The 18962-nt window shown below is 68.8% G+C and carries 13 protein-coding genes; 4 read left to right on the forward strand and 9 right to left on the reverse strand.

Going from position 1 to position 18962, the window contains the following annotated elements; translation table 11 throughout:
• Positions 1-6 precede the first annotated feature (6 nt).
• A complete protein-coding gene (locus tag LR394_RS15590; RefSeq protein WP_231442424.1) occupies positions 7-3591 on the reverse strand; it encodes an NACHT domain-containing protein in 3585 nt (1194 codons plus the stop codon).
• Positions 3592-3722: 131 nt separating this feature from the next.
• Positions 3723-4547: a PHP domain-containing protein gene (locus LR394_RS15595; protein ID WP_231442426.1), complete on the reverse strand. Its 825-nt coding sequence runs from the start codon at positions 4545-4547 to the stop codon at positions 3723-3725.
• Positions 4548-4581: 34 nt separating this feature from the next.
• Between LR394_RS15595 and LR394_RS15600 the strand changes: the two genes are divergently transcribed.
• From LR394_RS15600 to argG, 3 genes are all read left to right on the forward strand, one after another.
• A complete protein-coding gene (locus tag LR394_RS15600; RefSeq protein ID WP_231442428.1) occupies positions 4582-5436 on the forward strand; it encodes an NAD-dependent protein deacetylase in 855 nt (284 codons plus the stop codon).
• Positions 5437-5594: 158 nt separating this feature from the next.
• Complete coding sequence (locus LR394_RS15605; protein WP_231442431.1) at positions 5595-6860, forward strand: matrixin family metalloprotease; 1266 nt, start codon at positions 5595-5597, stop codon at positions 6858-6860.
• Between the two features lie 82 nt (positions 6861-6942).
• Positions 6943-8358 (forward strand): argininosuccinate synthase, encoded by a 1416-nt coding sequence (argG, locus tag LR394_RS15610; RefSeq protein ID WP_231442433.1) that lies wholly within the window; start codon positions 6943-6945, stop codon positions 8356-8358.
• Positions 8359-8422: 64 nt separating this feature from the next.
• On the opposite strand, the gene LR394_RS15615 is transcribed toward argG, so the two are convergent.
• Complete coding sequence (locus LR394_RS15615) at positions 8423-8929, reverse strand: hypothetical protein (RefSeq protein ID WP_231442435.1); 507 nt, start codon at positions 8927-8929, stop codon at positions 8423-8425.
• 236 nt (positions 8930-9165) lie between these two features.
• Positions 9166-10662 (reverse strand): serine/threonine protein kinase, encoded by a 1497-nt coding sequence (locus tag LR394_RS15620; RefSeq protein ID WP_231442437.1) that lies wholly within the window; start codon positions 10660-10662, stop codon positions 9166-9168.
• 116 nt (positions 10663-10778) lie between these two features.
• On the opposite strand from LR394_RS15620, the gene LR394_RS15625 reads away from it, so the two are divergent.
• Positions 10779-11489 carry a hypothetical protein gene (locus LR394_RS15625; RefSeq protein WP_231442440.1) on the forward strand — a complete coding sequence of 237 codons (711 nt, stop codon included), beginning with the start codon at positions 10779-10781 and terminating at the stop codon, positions 11487-11489.
• Positions 11490-11571: 82 nt separating this feature from the next.
• Here the strand turns inward: LR394_RS15625 and LR394_RS15630 are convergent, their stop codons facing one another.
• The 5 genes from LR394_RS15630 to LR394_RS41670 form a co-directional block, all read right to left on the reverse strand.
• Positions 11572-12759, reverse strand: coding sequence for an RtcB family protein (locus tag LR394_RS15630; protein ID WP_231442442.1), 1188 nt, complete (start codon positions 12757-12759; stop codon positions 11572-11574).
• A gap of 180 nt (positions 12760-12939) precedes the next feature.
• A complete protein-coding gene (locus LR394_RS15635; RefSeq protein WP_231442443.1) occupies positions 12940-13962 on the reverse strand; it encodes a class I SAM-dependent methyltransferase in 1023 nt (340 codons plus the stop codon).
• A gap of 70 nt (positions 13963-14032) precedes the next feature.
• Complete coding sequence (locus LR394_RS15640; protein ID WP_231442445.1) at positions 14033-14509, reverse strand: phosphoribosyltransferase; 477 nt, start codon at positions 14507-14509, stop codon at positions 14033-14035.
• 62 nt (positions 14510-14571) lie between these two features.
• Positions 14572-16044: an esterase/lipase family protein gene (locus LR394_RS15645; protein ID WP_231442447.1), complete on the reverse strand. Its 1473-nt coding sequence runs from the start codon at positions 16042-16044 to the stop codon at positions 14572-14574.
• A 17-nt stretch (positions 16045-16061) separates the two neighbouring features.
• Positions 16062-18809 (reverse strand): CHAT domain-containing protein, encoded by a 2748-nt coding sequence (locus LR394_RS41670; protein WP_269329197.1) that lies wholly within the window; start codon positions 18807-18809, stop codon positions 16062-16064.
• Positions 18810-18962: the final 153 nt, after the last annotated feature.

Genomic DNA, 18962 nt, shown 5'->3' on the forward strand with positions numbered 1-18962 from the left:
AGCGGCTCAGACCTCGTCGGCGAGCAGCCGGCGCAGGGCGTCGTAGGCGTAGTCCCGGGCCGGCCGCCCGTGAGGTCTGCCGATCTCACCGAACCGGGTGTCATCAAGGGCGGCGAGCAGCAGCTCACACACCTGCACGTGGTGCACCGGCGAGGCCCCGACCTTCACCAGCTCATCCACCACTGCGCCACGTGCACCCAAGTGCGGGGTCAGCATCAGGTTCACCAACGGCACGAAATCGACCACGGGCTGCCGCAGCCGCAAGTAGAACAGCAGCTGCACAGCCGGGCGGGCACGAACGCCTAGAATTCGCTCACTGGACTGCAGACAGCAACTCAGACTGCCGATGAGACAATCGGTTCGGCCGGGATCGAGATCACCGATCAGCCTCGACGCCAGATCCCAGCCAGCCAGTTGGATCCATGCCACGAGCGCAGGCCGGCGAAGCGCCAGTTCTGTTTCCGGGTCGGAGCCGACCTTCAGCAGCCACTCAGCCAAGCCCGGAGTACGCCGGTCAGCCCAGCCGAGAGCAGTGAGCACCGCTGCCCGCAGAGCGGAACCCTGCTGAGTGTCACAGGCCAGTGGCAGCAGCACTTGCGTGACTTCGTCGGTCAGTGGCCGTTCACCCAACGCTGCCACGGCCGAGCTACGCACCACCGCCGGCTGAGCCTCGTCGGCGGCCCAGGCCAGCAAGCGATCGTTCACCTGTTGCCGGCCATCGGCCCGATTCAGAGCCTTGACCGCCCGAGACCTCAGCAACGGCTCCAGCTCCGGGGCCGAGATCAGTTCCAGCAGATACTCGGTCGTTTCGGGGCTGCTCGAAGCTCGTCCCAGCGCCCCGATCGCCGCATCACGCAGTGAGAGATCCTGCGTCTCGTCCCGGCTCAGCACCAGCAGGCGATCGCCCACCCGCGGATCGCCCGCCTCCTGCGCAAGGGATGTCAGAACCATTAGTTCCTCAGCACTGGTGAGCTTCGGGTCCTTGCCCAGTTCCAGCAACTGCCCGACCGTCTCAGCCGTGACCTCCAGCCCCAGAAGGACCTGAGCGCGACCAAGGGGGTCGAGACCGGGATCGAGGCTGAACTGGACAAGGCGTTCCTCCACCTGCAGCCCGGGCATCCCTGCCTCGGCCCAGGCGGCGACCAATCGGGCCCGCACCCCCAGATCCACACTCTCGTCCCGGCTCAGGTCAAGGATCCTCGACTCGATCTCGGGCACCCAGGTAGCCAACGCGCCGGCCGCGTGGAACTGCACCTGCCGGTCTGCACCGACGCTGAACTCCAGAAGCTGCTCCAGCATCCGTGGTTCAGCGGCGACTACAGCCGCCGCTCCGATCCACCGGCAGCGCTGTTCGCTGCCCCCGGGCACCGCCTGAAGAAACCGCCCAGCCAAAACCTCTCGATAGGAGGCGCTCTGCATCGAACTCAGCACGGCGAGCACACTCGCCCGGTAGCCGGAGTACTGCGCTCGGCCCTGGCAATGCATCAGTTCCTCGGCGGCCTGACCGAGCAGCTTCTCCGCCAGTGGCCGGTCCACCGGGATCTCGTCCGCCAGGCAGCGCAGGGCGAACAAGAAGTCCCGGCCCAGCAGTTCCTCGTGCGGGGTGGGCGCTGGCTCCTCGTCCTCGTCGCCCAGCGCCAGCACTGCCGCCGCCACCAGGTCGTTCGAGGCCTCGGCCGAGCTCAGGCCGGTGAAGCCCAGCGCCAGCAGAATCGGCTCCTGCCAGCGCGGGTCGTGGAGCTGGGCCCGGATCAGGCCGATCCGGCGCCTCGGCAGTGCCACCAGGTAGCGCGCGGCGTAGTACTCCTGAAAGGTCAGGTGCAGGAAGCCGTATCGCCCGGGCGCCCGCTCCACGAAGAGACCGGTGTGCACCCGCACCGTGGCCAGGAACTTCTCCACCTCGCTGAGCACCGTGGGCGACGGGTCCTCCTCGTCCCACGGCTGTCCGTTGATCTTGGCCCAGCGCGGCCCCAGCACCTGCAGGATCTCGTCGTGCCGGGCCATGCCGTCCGGCCGGTTCGAGTGGATCCAGTAGGCCAGATCGCCCAGCAGCCGGGTCACGTGGCGCTCCTCGGCCAGGGCGGAGGCGGGCACGCCCTGCGCGGTGCGCCAGGTCCGGGCCAGGGTGTCGGCGGCCAGCCGGTACAACTCGATCCGCTTCTGCGGCAGCTGCGCCCCGGTGCTGTGAATCAGAGCGAGGATCCGCAGCATGAGCGGGTTCACGGCCAGCCGGGCCACGCCGGGGGCGTGGTCCACGGCGGCCAGGATCGCGCTGACCTCGGCGCCGGCCGCCCCACGATGCAACTCGGCCGAGGCGTGCGGTGCCTGGGCCTGCTCGACGGCCAGGCACCAGCGCCGCAGGAAGCCCTCGATCTGCTCCCGGTCCATGTCCCTGGCCCGGAAGTGCACGAAGTCGCCGGTCAGCGGGACCTCGCGGTAGCCGGCCACCCGGCTGGTGATCACGAACCGGTTGCCCGCCCCGGCGTGCCGGCGGACGAACTCTTCCACCCGTTTGACCACGCCGGTGCGGTCGGTCACGGTGGTGATCTCGTCCAGGCCGTCGAGCAGGATCAGCACATCGCCGTTGGCCAGGCGCTGGGTGAACAAGTCCCCCAGCGCGTCGGCCGGGCAGTCCGCCAGGTCGTGGAACTTCTCCAGGAAGTCGGTGAGCGAACTACGGCGCCAGGTCTCGTCCTGGGCGTAGTCGCCGATCCGGATCAGCACCGGCAGGCGGACCCGGCCTTCGGGCAGATCCTCGCGAGGAGCATCCGGATCGGCCAGCGCCCGGGCGTTGGCCAGGGCCAGATGCCGCAGCAGAGTGGTCTTTCCAGCGCCTGGATCGCCCAGGACCACCACCTGCGGATGCGCACCGAGCACCGTCTTCCACCCGAGCACCACCCGGCTGCCGCTGCTCTCCGAAGCCGACGGCTCGTCGTGCTCCGTGTCCGGCCCGTTCAGTTCGTTCAGTACCGCAGCGTCCAGGCTGACGAAGATCTCCTCGAGCCTGAGCTTGACCTGACGCTGGGTCTGGAACGTGCCGCGGGGATCCAGATGGAGGTTCCGGTCGATCGCCCAGTCCAGGTAGTCCCAGGTGGTGGCCTCGGTCGCCGCTCCCGCGCCGAGCGCCGCACGCACGGCCGCCAGATCGGTTCTCAGCTCATCGATCGCCCTGGCGTCAAGGACGGGACCGGCGGCCGACTCGGAAGTGATCGCCGCGGTGAATGCTTCCAGGAAGGTCGTTGCGGCGGGCTCGACCTCCCGGACCAGGGGCAGGCGCTCGCCGGACGAACTGAGCGACCGGACGTAGCTGCGGGCCAGATCGGCCGGTACGACCTGCTGGCCCCGGGTGATCACCCGGGCGATCAGCGGTGCCGCCTCGTGCTCCAGGAAGGAGGCGTCGAACAGCGAGCCGGTCCAGCCCGGGTGCCGCTCCTGCAGCACTTCCAGGGCCTTGGCCAGCGAGTTCTTCACCGCCAACTGCAGCGGTTCGCGGCCCACCGCGCGCAACGCCGTGTTCTTGACCGGCGCGCTCTTCAACGCGGCGCCGACCACGCCACCGGCGATCCGCCACACCACCGCATCCGTAAGCATTACCGCAAAACGTACCGGCGCCGGGCCCGTCGAGGTGCCCGAAACCACCAGCAAACCAATGGAGGACGCTGGTGCGCGAGTTGCGCACCAGCGTCCCCAGGTTTGCTCTGTGGTGTTCTACCGGACCGAACTCAGCGCCGCCAGAAATCGAAACGGTCGCGCCCGGGCCGGAAACCGGCCGCCTCGACCACGTCCACCGCCAGGTCGAACTGCGCCCCCACCCGGTACGGCACGTGCGCGTCGCTGCCGAAAGACACCGCCTCGCCGCCCTCCTCGTACCACCAGCGCATCAGCTCGGCCGACCAGAGCGGGCTGCGGGTGTTGATCTCCAGCGCCCGGCCCGAGGTGGCGAGCGCCCGGAAGACGCTGCGGTACTCCTCCTCGAACAGCTTCTCGTCGTACGCGTTCGCGCTCTGCGGCCAGTAGCGGCGCGGGAAGTCGCAGTGCGCCAGCACCTGGAACACGTCCGAGCCCTTGATCAGCTCGACCAGGCCCTCGAAGTAGCGGCGCATCAGGTCCTCGGTGGGCATCACGTTCAGCCCGAAGACCCGCTCCGGCGAGATCATCCGGCCCTCGTGGACCACCGAGTGCAGCGAGCCCAGGACCCGCTCGAACGCGCCCGAGTTCAGCACCGCGGCCACGCTGCCCGGGAACAGGTGCGGCTCGCCGGTCTCGATGCCGGACAGGATGCGCAGTTCGGGGTACTTGTCCCGGCAGCGTTCCAGTTCGGCCTGGTACGCCTCCACGTCCAGGGGCAGGACCCGGTCCCGGAAGACGATCGAGGTCTCCCCGGGCGGCAGGTCGTCGTGGGCCCAGGCGGTGAAGTCGACATGCTCGGTGAAGGCGATCGCGGGCAGGCCGATCTCGACGGCCTTCGCGCAGGTCAGATCCATCGAGCCGTTGCTGCGGGTGTCCCAGCTGAACTGGGAGTGCACGTGGTTGTCGGGGGGAAGCATCGCCACGATTCTCTCATCGGCGCACAATGAGCAGGTGAACACCCCGGCAACCCCAGCGTTCGAAAAGCTCGTCGACCTCCTCGCCGAGGGCGGAGCAGTGGTTCTCAGCGGGGCCGGTATCTCCACCGACTCGGGCATTCCGGACTACCGCGGGCCGTCCGGGGCGCTGCGCCGGCACACCCCGATGACGTACCAGACCTTCATGGGCGATCCGGCGGCCCGGCACCGTTACTGGGCCCGCAGTTTCCTGGGCTGGCGGCAGATCGCGCTGGCCCGGCCCAACGCGGCCCACGAGGCGGTCGCCGGGCTGCAGCGCCAGGGTCTGCTCGAGGGTGTGATCACCCAGAACGTGGACGGGCTGCACCAGGCCGCCGGGGCCCAGGACGTGATCGAGCTGCACGGTGGGCTCGACCGGGTGATCTGCCTGGAGTGCGGCGGCGAGACCGGCCGCGCCGACCTGGACCAGGCGCTCACCGCGGCCAACCCGGACTTCACGACGCGGGCCGAGCAGATCAACCCCGACGGCGATGTGGACCTGCCGGAGGACGAGCTGGACGCCTTTGTGATGGTCGGCTGCAGGCACTGCGGTGGTGGGCCGCTGCGGCCGGACGTGGTGTTCTTCGGCGAGACGGTGCCCCGGCCGCGGGTGGACAAATGCTTCGCCGCAGTGGACCGCGCGAAGGCCCTGCTGGTCCTGGGTTCCTCACTCAAAGTGATGTCGGGCTTCAGGTTCGTGCTACACGCGAGCAAACAGGGCATTCCTGTGGCAATCGTCAACCAAGGTGAAACTCGGGGCGATACGTACAGCGACATCCGGCTCGATGCCCCGCTCGGCGTAGTGGTACCCGCCCTGCATCACGCACTGAGCGCAAAGTGCATGATCAACTAGCCTGAACGGGCACTTTGTGCTCCACCGCTCGGGTAGGTTGACGTCGGCCGACCGGTTGACAGTCGGTGCACAGATCTCATCAGCCGTAGTCGCAGAACGACGGGCTCGCCGCACCAGCTGGAATCCGTCGCCGTCGCCCCAGAGAGCGAGAGCCGCAGTTGCCGAGCCCTTCCGCTGACCCCATACGTTCACGCACCGTCACCAGGACCGTCCGGGCCCTGAGCATCGCCAGCCTGCTGGTGCTGCCGGTCGCGGTCGGGTCCATCGCCCCGGCGGGCGCCGCCGAGAGCACCCCGGTCACCCGCGACCCGGGTGTGATCGGCACGGTCACGCCGAACGGGGTGTTCAGGCCCAGCGCGCCCAGCAGCACCACGTACGGTGCGGCCGCGGCCCGGGTGAGCATCTCCGGCCCGTCCACCATGACGGCGAACGCCACGTACAAGGTGAAGGTCAGTGGGGACAGCCGGGTCTGCGGGATCATCGAGCAGTCGGTGCCCCGGCAGGACATGAAGAAGCCGTACACCCTGCCGGTCACGCTGAAGGACCTGAAGGCGGGCAAGACCAAGATCACCGTCTACGCGGTGGGCTGCTCCAAGACCAACCGCTACCCGGTCTACGGGATCGGCTACAAGACCATCAGCCAGCCGGTGCACGTGAACAAGGCCAACCGCTGGATCGCGCCGACCTCGGAGAAGAAGGCCGACCGCACGCTTTCGGTGTCGGTCTCGGCATCGAAGGCCGGGGTCAGCGCCAAGCTCTACAAGGGCTCGAAGCTGGTCAAGAACCTGGGCACGAAGAAGACCAAGAAGGCCTCGTTCAGCTGGACGCCCGGCAAGGCCGCCCCCGGCACCTACACCGTGGCGGTCAAGGGCGGCGGCAAGACCGTCAGGCTGACCACCTCGGTCACGGCCGGCTGGGCGCCGATGAACCCGCCGTTCGCCCGCTGCAAGACGCTGACCTGGTCGTACAACGCCAAGAACGAGCCGGAGCGGGCGGCCGGCATGGTGGACGACATCGCCGAGGGCTTCAAGCAGATCAGCCAGGCCACCGGGATCAGGTTCAAGAAGGTCTCCAAAGGCGCCACCATCGGCCTGACCTGGGCCGGGGAGAAGCAGTTCCCGGAGGGTGAGACCGACGCCGACGGCCTGGGCGGTTCCACCGGCAACGGGACCAACGCCACCAAGGGCTCGGTCTGGTTCAACACCGCCTCGCGCTGGGTGGCCCAGCCCGGGTACGGCCGCTACGACGGGGTGCCCGGCCGGGGCGCGCTCATCGTGCACGAGGTGGTGCACGCGCTGGGCCTGGGGCACGTCACCGACAAGCAGGCGCTGATGTACCCGATCTCCGACGTCGGCTCGCCGACCACGCTCACCAAGCACGAGATCGCCGGGCTGAACACCCTGTACAACGCGAAATCCTGCTGATCACCGCGGCCTGAACGGGAAGAAATGGCGGCGTGTCGCCGGGGTGAGAACCACCCGGCGACATGCCCTATCTTTAGGTTCCGTGTCCAAGGTATTGACAGCTCTCCCCGTCGGTGACCGCGTCGGAATCGCCTTCTCCGGTGGTCTCGACACCTCCGTGGCCGTTGCGTGGATGCGCCATCACGGCGCCGTCCCCTGCGCCTACAGCGCCGACCTCGGTCAGTACGACGAGGACGACATGGCCTCGCTGCCTGGACGCGCCCAGCAGTACGGCGCCGAGATCGGCCGCCTGATCGACTGCCGCGAGGCGCTCGTCGAGGCCGGCCTGGTCGCGCTGATGTGCGGCGCCTTCCACATCCGCTCCGGCGGCAAGGCCTACTTCAACACCACCCCGCTGGGCCGGGTCGTCACCGGCACCCTGCTGGTCCAGGCCATGCAGGAGGACGGCGTCTCGATCTGGGGCGACGGCTCGACCTACAAGGGCAACGACATCGAGCGGTTCTACCGCTACGGCCTGATGGCCAACCCGGCGCTGCGGATCTACAAGCCGTGGCTGGACGCGCAGTTCGTGGAGGAACTGGGCGGGCGCGCCGAGATGTCCCAGTGGCTGACCGAGCACGACCTGCCCTACCGGGCCAGCAAGGAGAAGGCGTACTCCACCGACGCCAACATCTGGGGCGCCACCCACGAGGCCAAGACCCTCGAGCACCTGGACGAGTCGCTCGAGATCGTCGAGCCGATCATGGGCGTCAAGCACTGGGACCCGTCGGTCGTGATCGAGACCGAGGACGTCACGGTCCAGTTCGAGAACGGCCGCCCGGTCGCGATCAACGGTGAGAAGTTCGCCACCGCGGTCGATCTGGTGATGAAGGCCAACGAGATCGGCGGCCGGCACGGGCTGGGGATGTCCGACCAGATCGAGAACCGGATCATCGAGGCCAAGAGCCGCGGGATCTACGAGGCGCCGGGCATGGCCCTGCTCTTCCTGACCTACGAGCGCCTGGTCAATGCGATCCACAACGAGGACACGGTCGACTCGTACCACACGATGGGCCGTCGCCTGGGCCGGCTGCTGTACGAAGGCCGCTGGCTGGACCCGCAGTCGCTGATGCTGCAGAGCAGCCTGACCCAGTGGGTGGCTCGCGCGGTCACCGGCGAGGTCACGGTCCGGCTGCGCCGCGGCGACGACTGGACGATCGTCAACACCGCCGGCCCGAACCTCAGCTACCACCCCGACCGGCTCTCGATGGAGCGCACCGAGGACGCGGCCTTCGGCCCGGTCGACCGGATCGGCCAGCTCACCATGCGCAACCTCGACATCGCCGACTCCCGGCAGAAGCTCGAACTGTTCGCCGGCCTGGGGCAGCTGGACGGCCAGGCCCGGATCGTGGGCGAGCTGGAGCCGGGCGGCGCCGACCGGATCAGCCGCAACACCGAGGTCGACACCGACGAGGACGCCCTGCTCGACCAGGCGGCGATGGAGTTCGGTACCGACTGAGTTCTCACCGATGGGGGACGTGGGTGCGCACCTGGTGCGCCCACGTCCCCCATTGTTTTCTGGTTCAGTTCACGTTCCGCAGGATGATCTCGGCCAGTTCCTTGGACGCGGCGATCTCCTCCTCGCTGGAGGGGAGCTTGTCGTCGTAGTCGTTGTTGTCGAGGGTCAGCTCGTACTGCACACCGTCGGCGATGAAGGCCAGCTCGTGGCGCGGCCGGTCGATCGCGGCGATCTCGGCCAGGCCGGGGACCGCCACCCTCTCGGTCGAGGTGATGTCGTCGCGCAGCGACTGCGTGCGGTAGTCGATCAGGTCGGGGTCGATCGGATCCTGGCGCACCCGGATCGTCACGTGGTAGTCGAGGTCGGTGTCCATCACCAGGTACTCGCAGACGTCAGTGTCGTAGAGACGGTCCTTGTAGGTGGCAGTCCCGCCGAGCACGTCCGAGACCTCCTGCTCGGAGAGCGACTGGCACATCTCGCTCTCTTCCGGAGTGATCTGCTGGTAGCCGGAGGAACTTCCGCCGGTCGAGCTGATGAAGCTGACACAGCCGACGGCGGCCAACGCGAGCACGACGCCGCCACCTAGCAAGACAGCCGTGCGGTTCCGGTTGGGCTTGCCCGGCGACCCGAGGTTCCCCCCGCCGGGCGATTGGTACGGGGCCGGATAGGCGGGCGGGGCGCCGGGCTCCGGTTTCGACGAGGAAGTGGGCTCACCGGGCGTACCCCACAGCGGCTTGTCTCCGGGCACGTACCTGACCTTCCGTGGCAGTTGCTGGAAGACCAAACCTAAAGTACCTAAAGCACAGGTCACAGCCCCGGCAGGGGGAACTCCTGGTTGAGGTTGTCGCCGGAGCAGTCCCACAGGAACACCTGGGCACCGGGTTCGGCCTCGTTCGCCTCGGTGGTCAGGCAGCGGCCGGAACTGAGGTGCTGGGTCTGGTTGCCGTGGCGGGCGAAGACCTGGGCCTCGGTGCCGTTGCAGTCCCACAGTTGCACGCCGGTGCCGTTGCCTCGTTCGCCGGGTGCGACGTCGAGGCAGCGCTCCAGGGCCTTGATCTCGCCGGTGGGGGTGAATTCCCACTGCTGGGCGGGGGAGCCGTCGCAGACCTGGACGGTGGGGATGTCGCCGCTGGCGAGAGTTTCCGGGACGCTGAGGCATCCGCCGCCAGGCACCGTCAACGTGGCGTTTTCGGGTTCGGGAGAAGGGCTTGAGGACGCGGTCGGTTGCGTCGTCGGGTTTTTGTCGGGTTGCCGGTCCAGGCCGTAGACGGCAACCGCACCTGCTGTCAGAGCGAGGGCTGCTGCCGCGGCGATGGCCAAGGTGATTCGGGAACGTTTGCGGCTGAGTGGTTTTCCGGCCAGCACGGTGGCTGGAACATTGGGGACCGACCCGACCTGAACCGTCTCCAGTTCTGGCTCTTGGTCCGATGCCGGCTCGGGCCGTCGTTCCTGAGCGCCGCTGCCGCTGATGATGCGCTGGTAGCCGACGTGCTCGAGGAGCGCGGTGCGGGCCCGGCAGCGTTCTACGATCTGCTCGGGCAGCGGCCGTCGTGAGAGATCGCGGCTGACACAGTCTTCCACCAGCTCGGCGATGTCTTGCGGCAGGCCCTCCAGATCGATGGCGCCTTCGATGCAGCGGGTGTTGATCGTGTGCACGCTGCCCTTGCCGTAGGGCGGGCGCCCGGTGCCGGCGTAGGCCATGGTCGCGCCCAGGGCGAAAATGTCTGCGGCGGGCCCGAGTTGCTGATCGATGATGACCTCGGGGGCCAGGTAGCCGGGAGTCCCGATGGTCATGCCCAGTTCGGTCAGGCCGGGCTGGTCCTCGGTGCGGGCGATGCCGAAGTCGATCAGCTGCGGCCCGGTCACCGACAGAATGATGTTGGCCGGCTTGATGTCCCGGTGCAGCACGCGGTGGGCGTGCACGTCCTCGAGCCCCTCGGCCAGCGCGGCGAACAGGCCGCGCAGCAGGTCCGGTTCGAGCGGGCCGTGCTGCTTCACCGCCTCGGCCAGGGTGGGGCCGGGCACGTACTCCGTGGCCATCCAGAACGGCGGCTGCGTGACCTCGAAGTCGATCAGCGCTGCGGTGAACGGGTTCCGGACCGTGCGTAGCGTCTCGACCTCACGCTGGAACCGGCTCAGGGCCCCGGGCTGGTCCTGGATACCGCTCTTCACGACCTTGATCGCGGCCGGTCGCCCGCCGGGGGTACGGCCCAGGTAGACGGTACCCATGCCACCCGAGCCCAGCCGGGCGGCCAGGCGGTACCGGCCGATCGACGCCGGATCGGACTGCTCCAGCGGAAACACCGGGAACTCCTTTGATGTACTGCGACTCTGGGTGGAGCTACTTTCACATTCGGTATGAATGCGGCAACAATGCTGCCCGTGACCTTAGCGCAGCCAGGCTTGACCGAGCAGAACCGGTGACCGACCTCGACTTCCGCGCCGGCGACGTGCTGGAGATCTCCTGTCCGTTCACCGAGACCATAGTGAACGGTGTCTCCCTCGCGCACGTGAGCGTTCGCTGGCCCTGGTGGCGGCGTGACCCGGATTCCAAGGGAATGATCTGGGACGGAGACGTGGCCATCGACCGGAGGACTGCCCCGGACGCCGGGGGCCTGTTCTGTACCGAGCCGTCCGCCGACGTCCTCAAACCCGGATCGGCCTGTCGGGTCGGCATACCCGTCACCATCGTGCACGTGACGCAGGTGCAGTGGTTCGACCCGTTGCTCGAGACGGGGTATCTGCCCCGGCCGAACCGTGAGATCGGAGTGCTACGGCAAGGCGTGTCCGAGGACCGCCACATGCTCGAGCAGGAGGCCTTCCTGAACCCGGACGACGAGATCCCCTACCGCATCAAGCGCTTGTTCCGGCCGTACGCCTTCGTCGAAATCGGCGACGAGATGGCCGACAGTCTGGGCCGGGCCTGGCATTTCTCCGGCGTGTGGGAGATTGGCGCCCTCGACGGGCAGGGCGGAGTTCCCGGCTGGCCCTTGGCCCTGCTTGCTGACCGCCACGGAGTGGCGGGGTCCGAGCGTTGCGAGCGGGTGGCGGCGGGTACCCGGACCGGCTCGCACGAGAGCGAGATCGACCGGTGGCGGGACGCGGCTCAGGCCGAACCCCCGCATCGCTGAGCGCAGCTCGGCCACGAACGGAAGGCGTCGGTGGGCGCTCCAGGGGCCCACCGACGTCTACCATTTCGTTCCAGGACAGCTTCTAGTCGCCCTTGACGTTCAGGATCTGGTGCAGCGTGTGCTTCACCTCGACCAGGTCCTCGGCGTCTGCCATGACACGGTCAATATCCTTGTACGCCGACGGGATCTCGTCGACGAAGGCATCCGTGTCGCGGTACTCGATGCCCTTCATCGCCGCCCGCAGATCCTCCACCGTGAACTTCTTGCGCGCCGCGGTTCGCGAGTACTCCCGGCCCGCACCGTGCGGCGACGAGTTCAGCGAGAGCTTGTTGCCCTTGCCGACGACCACGTAGCTGGCCGTGCCCATCGAGCCCGGGATCAGGCCCGGCCGGCCCTCGTCGGCCTGGATCGCGCCCTTGCGGCTCACCCAGAGGTTCTTGCCGTAGTGGTTCTCCTGCTGAGTAAAATTGTGGTGACAGTTGATCTGCTCGAGGTTCTGCACCGGCTCGCCCATGAAGTCGGCGACGCACAGCTCGAGGCGGTGCATCATCTCCTCGCGGTTGGCCAGGGCGAAGTCCTGGGCCCAGCGCATCTGGGTGATGTAGGCCCAGAACTCGTCGGTGTCCTGGACCAGGTAGGCCAGGTCCGCCTCGGGCAGGTTGATGTGCCACTTGTCCATCAGCGCCCGGGCCACCTTGATGTGCTTCTGCGCGATCAGGTTGCCCACGCCGCGCGAGCCCGAGTGCAGGAACAGCCAGACCGTGCCCGCCTCGTCCGCCGTCACCTCGATGAAGTGGTTGCCCGAGCCCAGGCTGCCGAGCTGGCGCTTCCACTTGCCGGTGTACGACGCCGGGTCGAAGCCGGCCTGGTCCGCCTTGGCCTCCAGCACCGCCAGGCGCTCGGCGACCACGCTCTCCAGGACTCGCGTTTCCGAGTTGTAACCACCTGCCGAGAGCGGAATCTCGCGCTCGATCGCCACTCGCAGTTCGCTGAGGTTGCCCGCCGCGCGGACCTGCGACTCGTTCCACTGGGTGCGCACGGCGATCATGCCGCAGCCGATGTCCACGCCGACCGCGGCCGGGATGATCGCCCGGTCGGTCGGGATCACGGAGCCGACCGTGGCGCCCTTGCCCAGGTGGGCGTCGGGCATCAGGGCCAGGTGCGGGAAGATGAACGGCATCTCGGCGGTCCGGACGGCTTGCTCCCGGGTCTTCTCCTCCAGGATGCTCGCCCAGTTGTACAGCTTCTTCCCCAGACGTTCGACCGTCACCGTCCACCTCCTGTTCGTCCTCGCCCTGATGGCAAGTGCTGAAAAGGGAGCATGGCGGTCCGGTTACCGACTAGTCCAGCGATTTACGGTCCGGTCCCGGACAGTACGCCTCGACCGCCTTGCTCAGGCTGTCGGTGTCTGCCTTCCGGCGAAGGGGACGCATCACCGTCCTGTTACGGCTCAGCGCTGGCGCTGGCCGAGCTCGGTGGAGCTCGCCGTGCGAGCCTCGGGCAGGTTGATCACGGCGGGCTTTCGGGTGGCGGACGGCACCGGCCGGGCCCGCAGGAAGGCGCTGGTGGCCACCACCCCGACCAGCTCGAAACGGGTTTCGCCGGTCAGGTAGGAGTCGGCCGCGTCCTGCACCCCGGGCCAGTTGCGGTCGCCGTAGTCGTCCAGCACCACCACTGCCCCGGGCGCCGCGACCTTTTCGGCGAAACGCAGATCGTTCGCCACACCGCGGGCCGTGTGGTCACCGTCGATCACGATCACGCCGTACTTGCGGTCGCTGACCTTCTTCTGGATCTTCGGGTCCTCCGAGAAGCCTTTCACCAGACGCATCCGGTTCGGGTCGACTCCGGAGAGTGAAAGGTTCTCCCGCACCACGGTTTCGGTCACCGCAGCGCCGCCGGTACCCTCCACATCGGTCAGCGGATCGATGATGGTGAGCTGGTAGTGCAGGCCGATCCGGCTGATCTGGCGCACCATGCCGCCGGAGAACAGGCCGAAATGCGTTCCGATCTCCAGGATCTCACCGTTCGGCGGAGCCAGCAGCGCCGTGGTGGCGAGCTTGCCCAGGATGTTCGGCGCGGCCCCGGCCAGCCGGTCCACCCCGCGCAGCTCCAGCTCGAACAGCGTGCGATAGGCCTGCACCACCCGCCCGTAGGCGTCCGGCGCCTTGGACACCTTGGCCACCTGCGCGGCCAGCGCCCGCAGCCGTTCTTCGCTGATCAGGCGCGTGCTGCGGCGGCCCTGCGAGCCCAGCAGCAGGTCCACCGCATAGCCCGGGGTGCGCACCTGGCTGCGCATCTTCTCCAGTTCGGTGCGCAGCTGCAGGACCTCCGTGCGCAGGTCCAGCACGTCGGTGCTCTCGCTGAGCACCTGGCGGGCCCGGTTGCGCACCAGGCGCTCGATCCGCCGGTCCAGCACGGTGAAGACGGGCCGAAGAGCCCGGGCGGTGGTGTGGTGTGCCCATCTCTGCGCCATGACCGTATGCAATCAGAAGATCACGATCTGGCTTCGACGGCGCGCCCGGCCGCTCGTCGCCGGCTCCCGGTCAGCTCACCGGCGGCTGGGTGGACCAGGGAAAGTTGATCCAGAGGTCGGTGGAGCGCCAGTAGTAGTCGGGCTGAACGATGGTGCGGGGCTTGGTGTATAGAACGGCCGAGCGCACCTCGTCCGGATGGTGGTTGCGCAGCAGGTCGAGCACCAGGTCGAGGGTGCGGCCGGAGTCGGCCACGTCGTCCACCACGAGCAGTCGCTTGCCCACGATCGCCGCGGTGTCCAGCAGCGGCTCGAGCAGAACCGGGTCGGGCAGGGTCTCCTCGATGTCGCTGTAGAACTCGACGTTGAGGGTGCCCGCGGCCTTGACCCCGAGCGCGTACGAGATCGCCCCGGCCGGCAGCAGCCCGCCCCGGGCCACGGCGATCACCATGTCGGGGCGGAAGCCGCTGTCGGCAATGCCCTGGGCCAGATCCCGGCTCGCTTCTCCGAACAGATCCCAGGTGAGAACTTCGCGTTCCGGGCTAGTCATCCGGACAATGTACTGGCCCTACGACCGCTCACCGCAGCCAGGCTTGTCATTTCCGGGCCGGCCTACCTCAGCCAGGTCAGCAGCTTCTCCCCCACCAGCGGATCGGCGAAGTACCGCGTGTGCTCCACCCCCGCGTGCGGCTCCAGCAGCAGCGGCTCGGGCACCGGAAAACCCGGAACACCGTCGAGCCGATAGACGCCCTGGGTCGGCACCACGAGGTCGTTGCCGTCCCGGCCGAACACCAGATCGGTCAGGCCGTTGCGGCTCACCCGGGCGAGCGGGGACTCGGCCGGCGGGTCGTAGTCGGAGGCGATGGCGCGCAGCACCGGCGGCGCCTGCTGGTCCGTGGCCAGGGGCCGGTTCAGCCGCTCACGCAGATAGGTGCCTGCCGGGTCCATCGCCGAGAGCCCGTCCAGACCTCGGACCGCGCCCAGGGCCAGGTGTTTGAGCACGGTGAGCACAGCGTCGAGGGTGTCGGTGACCGGGTTGTCCGGCACGAACTGCAGCAGGTTCGTCATCCGGTCGATCAGGGCGCCCCAGTGCTTGGAGTCGGCCAGCACGGTGCCGGCGTTCGGGGTGCCCACCATCACCAGGCGGCGCACGGTGGGCGCGCCACCCCCGACCTGGGCCAGCTCCCGGCCGACCAGTCCGCCACGGCTGTGGGCAATCACATCGACGGTGAGCCTGGTGCTGCCCGGCAGCCGAGTGACCAGTTCGCGGGCATTCGCGGCCGGGTCGGCGGAGAGCGTGGGGTGGTCGAAGGCGAACACCCGACCGCCGTACAGCTCGTGCAGTTCGTGCAAACGCTGCGCCGGCAGCTCCCGAAACGCCAGGTCGGAGCGGCTGAACGTGCCGTGCAGGAACAGCAGCGCCGGACCTTCGGCGAACCGGGCCCAGTCCTGCGCGTCCAGGCCCCGGCCTTCGGTGTGGGAGTAGTCGTCCGGGGTGAAGGTGCGCAGCAGGTACGGACGATGCTCGGCCTCCCAGCGCGTGGCCAGCCGATCGGCCACCACGGCGGTGCCGCGCTCCAGCAAGGGAAAAGCCAGTACCTTGAGCAGCTTCCGGCCCAACGCCCAGATCAGGCCGCGATAAGCCGGAGCGCCGGATTCGGTGGGCTGTACTGCTCGGGGAACGACGTAGGTCAGCGATGCCTGATCCTGCGGGCCCACCGCCGCTACCGCCTGCGACTCGATCGGCAGGTGCCACGACTGACTGCCGTCCTCGGCCGTGTACAGCAGCACCTGGGCGAAGTACCGGCCCGGGCCGGGCACCGTCACCGAGATCTCCGGTCCACCACCCCCACGCAGCCCACCGACCTGCGCGACTTCGGTGTGCTCACTGATCTCGACGGTGAGCTGTTCCATGAACCCGGCCGAGGCCAGGGCCCCGGTGAAGGCATCGGCCGTGCCCTCCCGCATCCGCAGCCCGGGAGCACCGGCGGGCAGGACTTCGGCCTGGCCGCTGAGGCCGGGCGTGCTCAGGACGACGCCGTCGATCGTGACCGGAGTGCCGTCGGGGTTGAGAGCCTGGGCCATGACTGCTCTTTTCTGCCTCAGCGGGTCTGGTCTGCCGGGCGAGGGCTGCTGACCAGCTGCAGCCGGGGATGCCCGAACAACTGGAAAGAGACAAGCGTGGCATCGATGCCCGGCGCCTCAAGACGTACTGCACCCTCGGTGTACCGGGCCCGGATCTGCCGCAGGAACTCGGCCACCGGCAGCTGCTCGGGGCCCTGCAGACAACGCTCGTAGAACTCCTCGGCCAGGTCGGCGGCCGTGCTGTCGGAGATGTTCCACAGCGGCGCCACCACCCCACCGGCCCCGGCCTCGAGGAAGGCCGACGCCATGCCCCCGTAGTCGCCCAGCACCCGGCCGTCGCCGGCCCCGACCTGACAGGCGTTGAGGTAGACGAAGGACGAGGACTCCAGCCTTCGGCCCCGAATATGGTTCTCGTGCAGAACATCCGGCGTGCGTGCGGCAGTGTTCTCGGGCGGCAGCAGCAGCCCGCCCTGCACGCCCTGCGGGTCGAAACGGCCGTGCAGGGCGAAGTGCATGAGGTCAACCGCGGGCCGTCCGCCGATCAGGTCGAGCACATCGGTGAACAGCGGACGCACCGCCACCACGTCCGGCTCCAGCGCCTCGATCAGCCGGGCTGCCTCGACCTCGGCGTGCGGCAAGGGCTGCGCGCCGAGCAGACCTTCGTAGCGGGCGGTGACGACCGCGGTGCTGCGGACGGTGAGGGTGGAGGGCGGACGTGGCGACGGGGGCGGCTCGTCGCTCAGCAGCCAGCGGCTGATCGCCACGTGGGCGCCCAGAAAGACCGGCTCGTTCTCGGAACCGAACTCGCCGGCTTCGTCCGGCAACCATCCCTCCGGACGCGCCGCCAGCTCCCAGGGCACGTAGGGCTCATCGCTCAGGACCAGCACGGTGGCCGGCTTCTCCGGCGTGCCCGTGGCCACCGTGGCCCGCAACGCGTCCCGGATCGGCGCCGGGATCGAACGGTAGATGCGCTGTCCCAGCCCCAGCAGCCAGGCGTACAGATCGAGCTGGTTGACCGTGGTGGCCACCTTCGCCCGAGCCTGCGCGCCCAGTTCGTGCGGAGTGGCGCCGCGAGCGGCCTCGCCGACGATCACCTCGGTGCGTGGTTCCCACTGATCGGCGATGTGCGGGTGCCGGCTGAACGCGGAGAACACCAGGCGGGTCCCGGCCGCCTCGTCGCTGCGCCGGATCACCATGAGCAGGTCGGGACGATCGGAGTCCAGCAGCGGGCCCAGGTCCAGAGTGCTCACCCGGCGCGGCCGTTCGGGCTCGAACTTGAGTTCCAGTTCGGGACCGGTAGCGGTATCGGCCTCGACCGTCTCGACGGCCAGGCTGTCCAGGGCCCACGGAGGATGCCCCGGACGTTCACGGGCCGACGTGGGCGGCGAGGTCGGCGAGGTCGGTGGTGGTGCCGGGTGTGGGGTGGAAGTGATTGAGGACGATTCGACCTCACCTGATTCGGGCGGTTGCGGGCCGGTTCGGCGCTGGTCCTGCGGGCCCCAGCCGCTGCCGAGCCCGGCGCCACCCGCCGGTCCAGCGTCCGGAAGGATCAGGACCGAACGGGAGACGAAGCCGATCAGGGCACCCTCGCGGACGAAGCTGACGTCGATCCGGCGTTCGACGGTCAGTTCCGGTCGGGCCAGACCGACGAAGGTGACGGCGACAGAAGGCCAAGGGTCTTCGGGGGTACGCAGCAGCGTGTAGACCCCGGGCTGTTCGCTGTCCAGCCCCCGGCCCCTCGACTCGACTTCGGGCAGCAGGATGAACGCGTGCGGGTCGAACTGGAAGGCGATCTGCAGCTCGATGGTCTCGGGATGTTGAGGAAGCCGGACGTAAGGCGGGCCGACAAGTTTCAGATCCCGGTCCGGCCGCAGACCGGCGACCACGGTGAACGGGGTGCCGGGGGCAACCCGGTCGGGAGCATCGAGGCGGGGATGCACCGGTTCTGGGCGCGGACCAGGCTGAGGGATCGTCCGGGTCTGATGCGGCGGCAGACGATTGGGCCGCGGGCGGTGTGCACTCTCGCCCGCAGTTTCCGGCTCACCCGGGCTCCCGGTCTCGCCCTGCCGCTCTGTCCCTCCTGGTCGCTCTGTCTCATCCGACTGCCCCGGCTCCCTCGACTGCCCCGGCTCCCCCGGCGGTGCCGGCTCACCCGGTGTCGGCGGCAGATCCGGCTCCGAGGACGGGCCAGGCGCCGAACCCGGACCAGGCGGCGGCCCCCATGCAGGCGGTGGGGCCACTTCAGGTGGTACGGCAACGTCAGGTGGTACGGCAACGTCTGGCGGTAGGGCAGCGCTCGGCGGAAAGGCCGGCGGCGCTTGCGCAGCAGCGCCGTCGATCCGCTCGTACGACGATGCCTGCTGCGCAGAGCCCTCGAAGTCGATCGCCACCCAGGGATGCGCGGCCCGGCTACCCGCACTGCGCAGCCGGAACAGCTGCACCGGCGGCGGGAACCCGTCACGAGTGAGGCTGGCCAGCAGCACGCTCATCACCGTGGAGTCGTCCGGATCGGTGGTGTCCCGGGCCAGTTCGAACAGAACGGTGTACTTCTGCAACACCGGCATCCGGGCAATGAGCTCGATGAACTCGCGGCGGTGATCGGTGCCCGGCGGAACCTGGGCCACCCGCAGTGCGAGCCGTCCGAACTCCTGCCACAGGGCCGGGGGCAACTCACCGAGCAGACGCAGCAACAACTGCAGACGGGTCTCGCTGCCGGCGGTTGCGGCCAGGTCGAGCAGTTCCGCCGCTTCGACTCGATTCAGCATCTACCTCAGCCCGTCTCGACACCGGTAAGAGGGGTGAAGGCAGCAGCCCCGACCCCCGCTCCTGAGACAGCGGCCTCGGCGCCGGCCCCACCCCGCCATGACACCCGCTGCCCCCTCGGCCCTGCTCGGCATCGCCAGCCCTCCCCCAGTCTG

The sequence above is a fragment of the Kineosporia babensis genome (assembly GCF_021129305.1).
GTDB lineage: Bacteria > Actinomycetota > Actinomycetes > Actinomycetales > Kineosporiaceae > Kineosporia > Kineosporia babensis.

What these genes read in the sequence shown, in the direction of transcription:
- LR394_RS15590 (WP_231442424.1), bottom strand. Translation starts at nt 3,591, where the DNA reads ATGCTTACGGATGCGGTGGTGTGGCGGATCGCCGGTGGCGTGGTCGGC.
- LR394_RS15595 (WP_231442426.1), bottom strand. Translation starts at nt 4,547, where the DNA reads ATGCTTCCCCCCGACAACCACGTGCACTCCCAGTTCAGCTGGGACACC.
- LR394_RS15635 (WP_231442443.1), bottom strand. Translation starts at nt 13,962, where the DNA reads ATGGCGCAGAGATGGGCACACCACACCACCGCCCGGGCTCTTCGGCCC.
- LR394_RS15640 (WP_231442445.1), bottom strand. Translation starts at nt 14,509, where the DNA reads ATGACTAGCCCGGAACGCGAAGTTCTCACCTGGGATCTGTTCGGAGAA.
- LR394_RS15645 (WP_231442447.1), bottom strand. Translation starts at nt 16,044, where the DNA reads ATGGCCCAGGCTCTCAACCCCGACGGCACTCCGGTCACGATCGACGGC.
- LR394_RS41670 (WP_269329197.1), bottom strand. Translation starts at nt 18,809, where the DNA reads ATGCTGAATCGAGTCGAAGCGGCGGAACTGCTCGACCTGGCCGCAACC.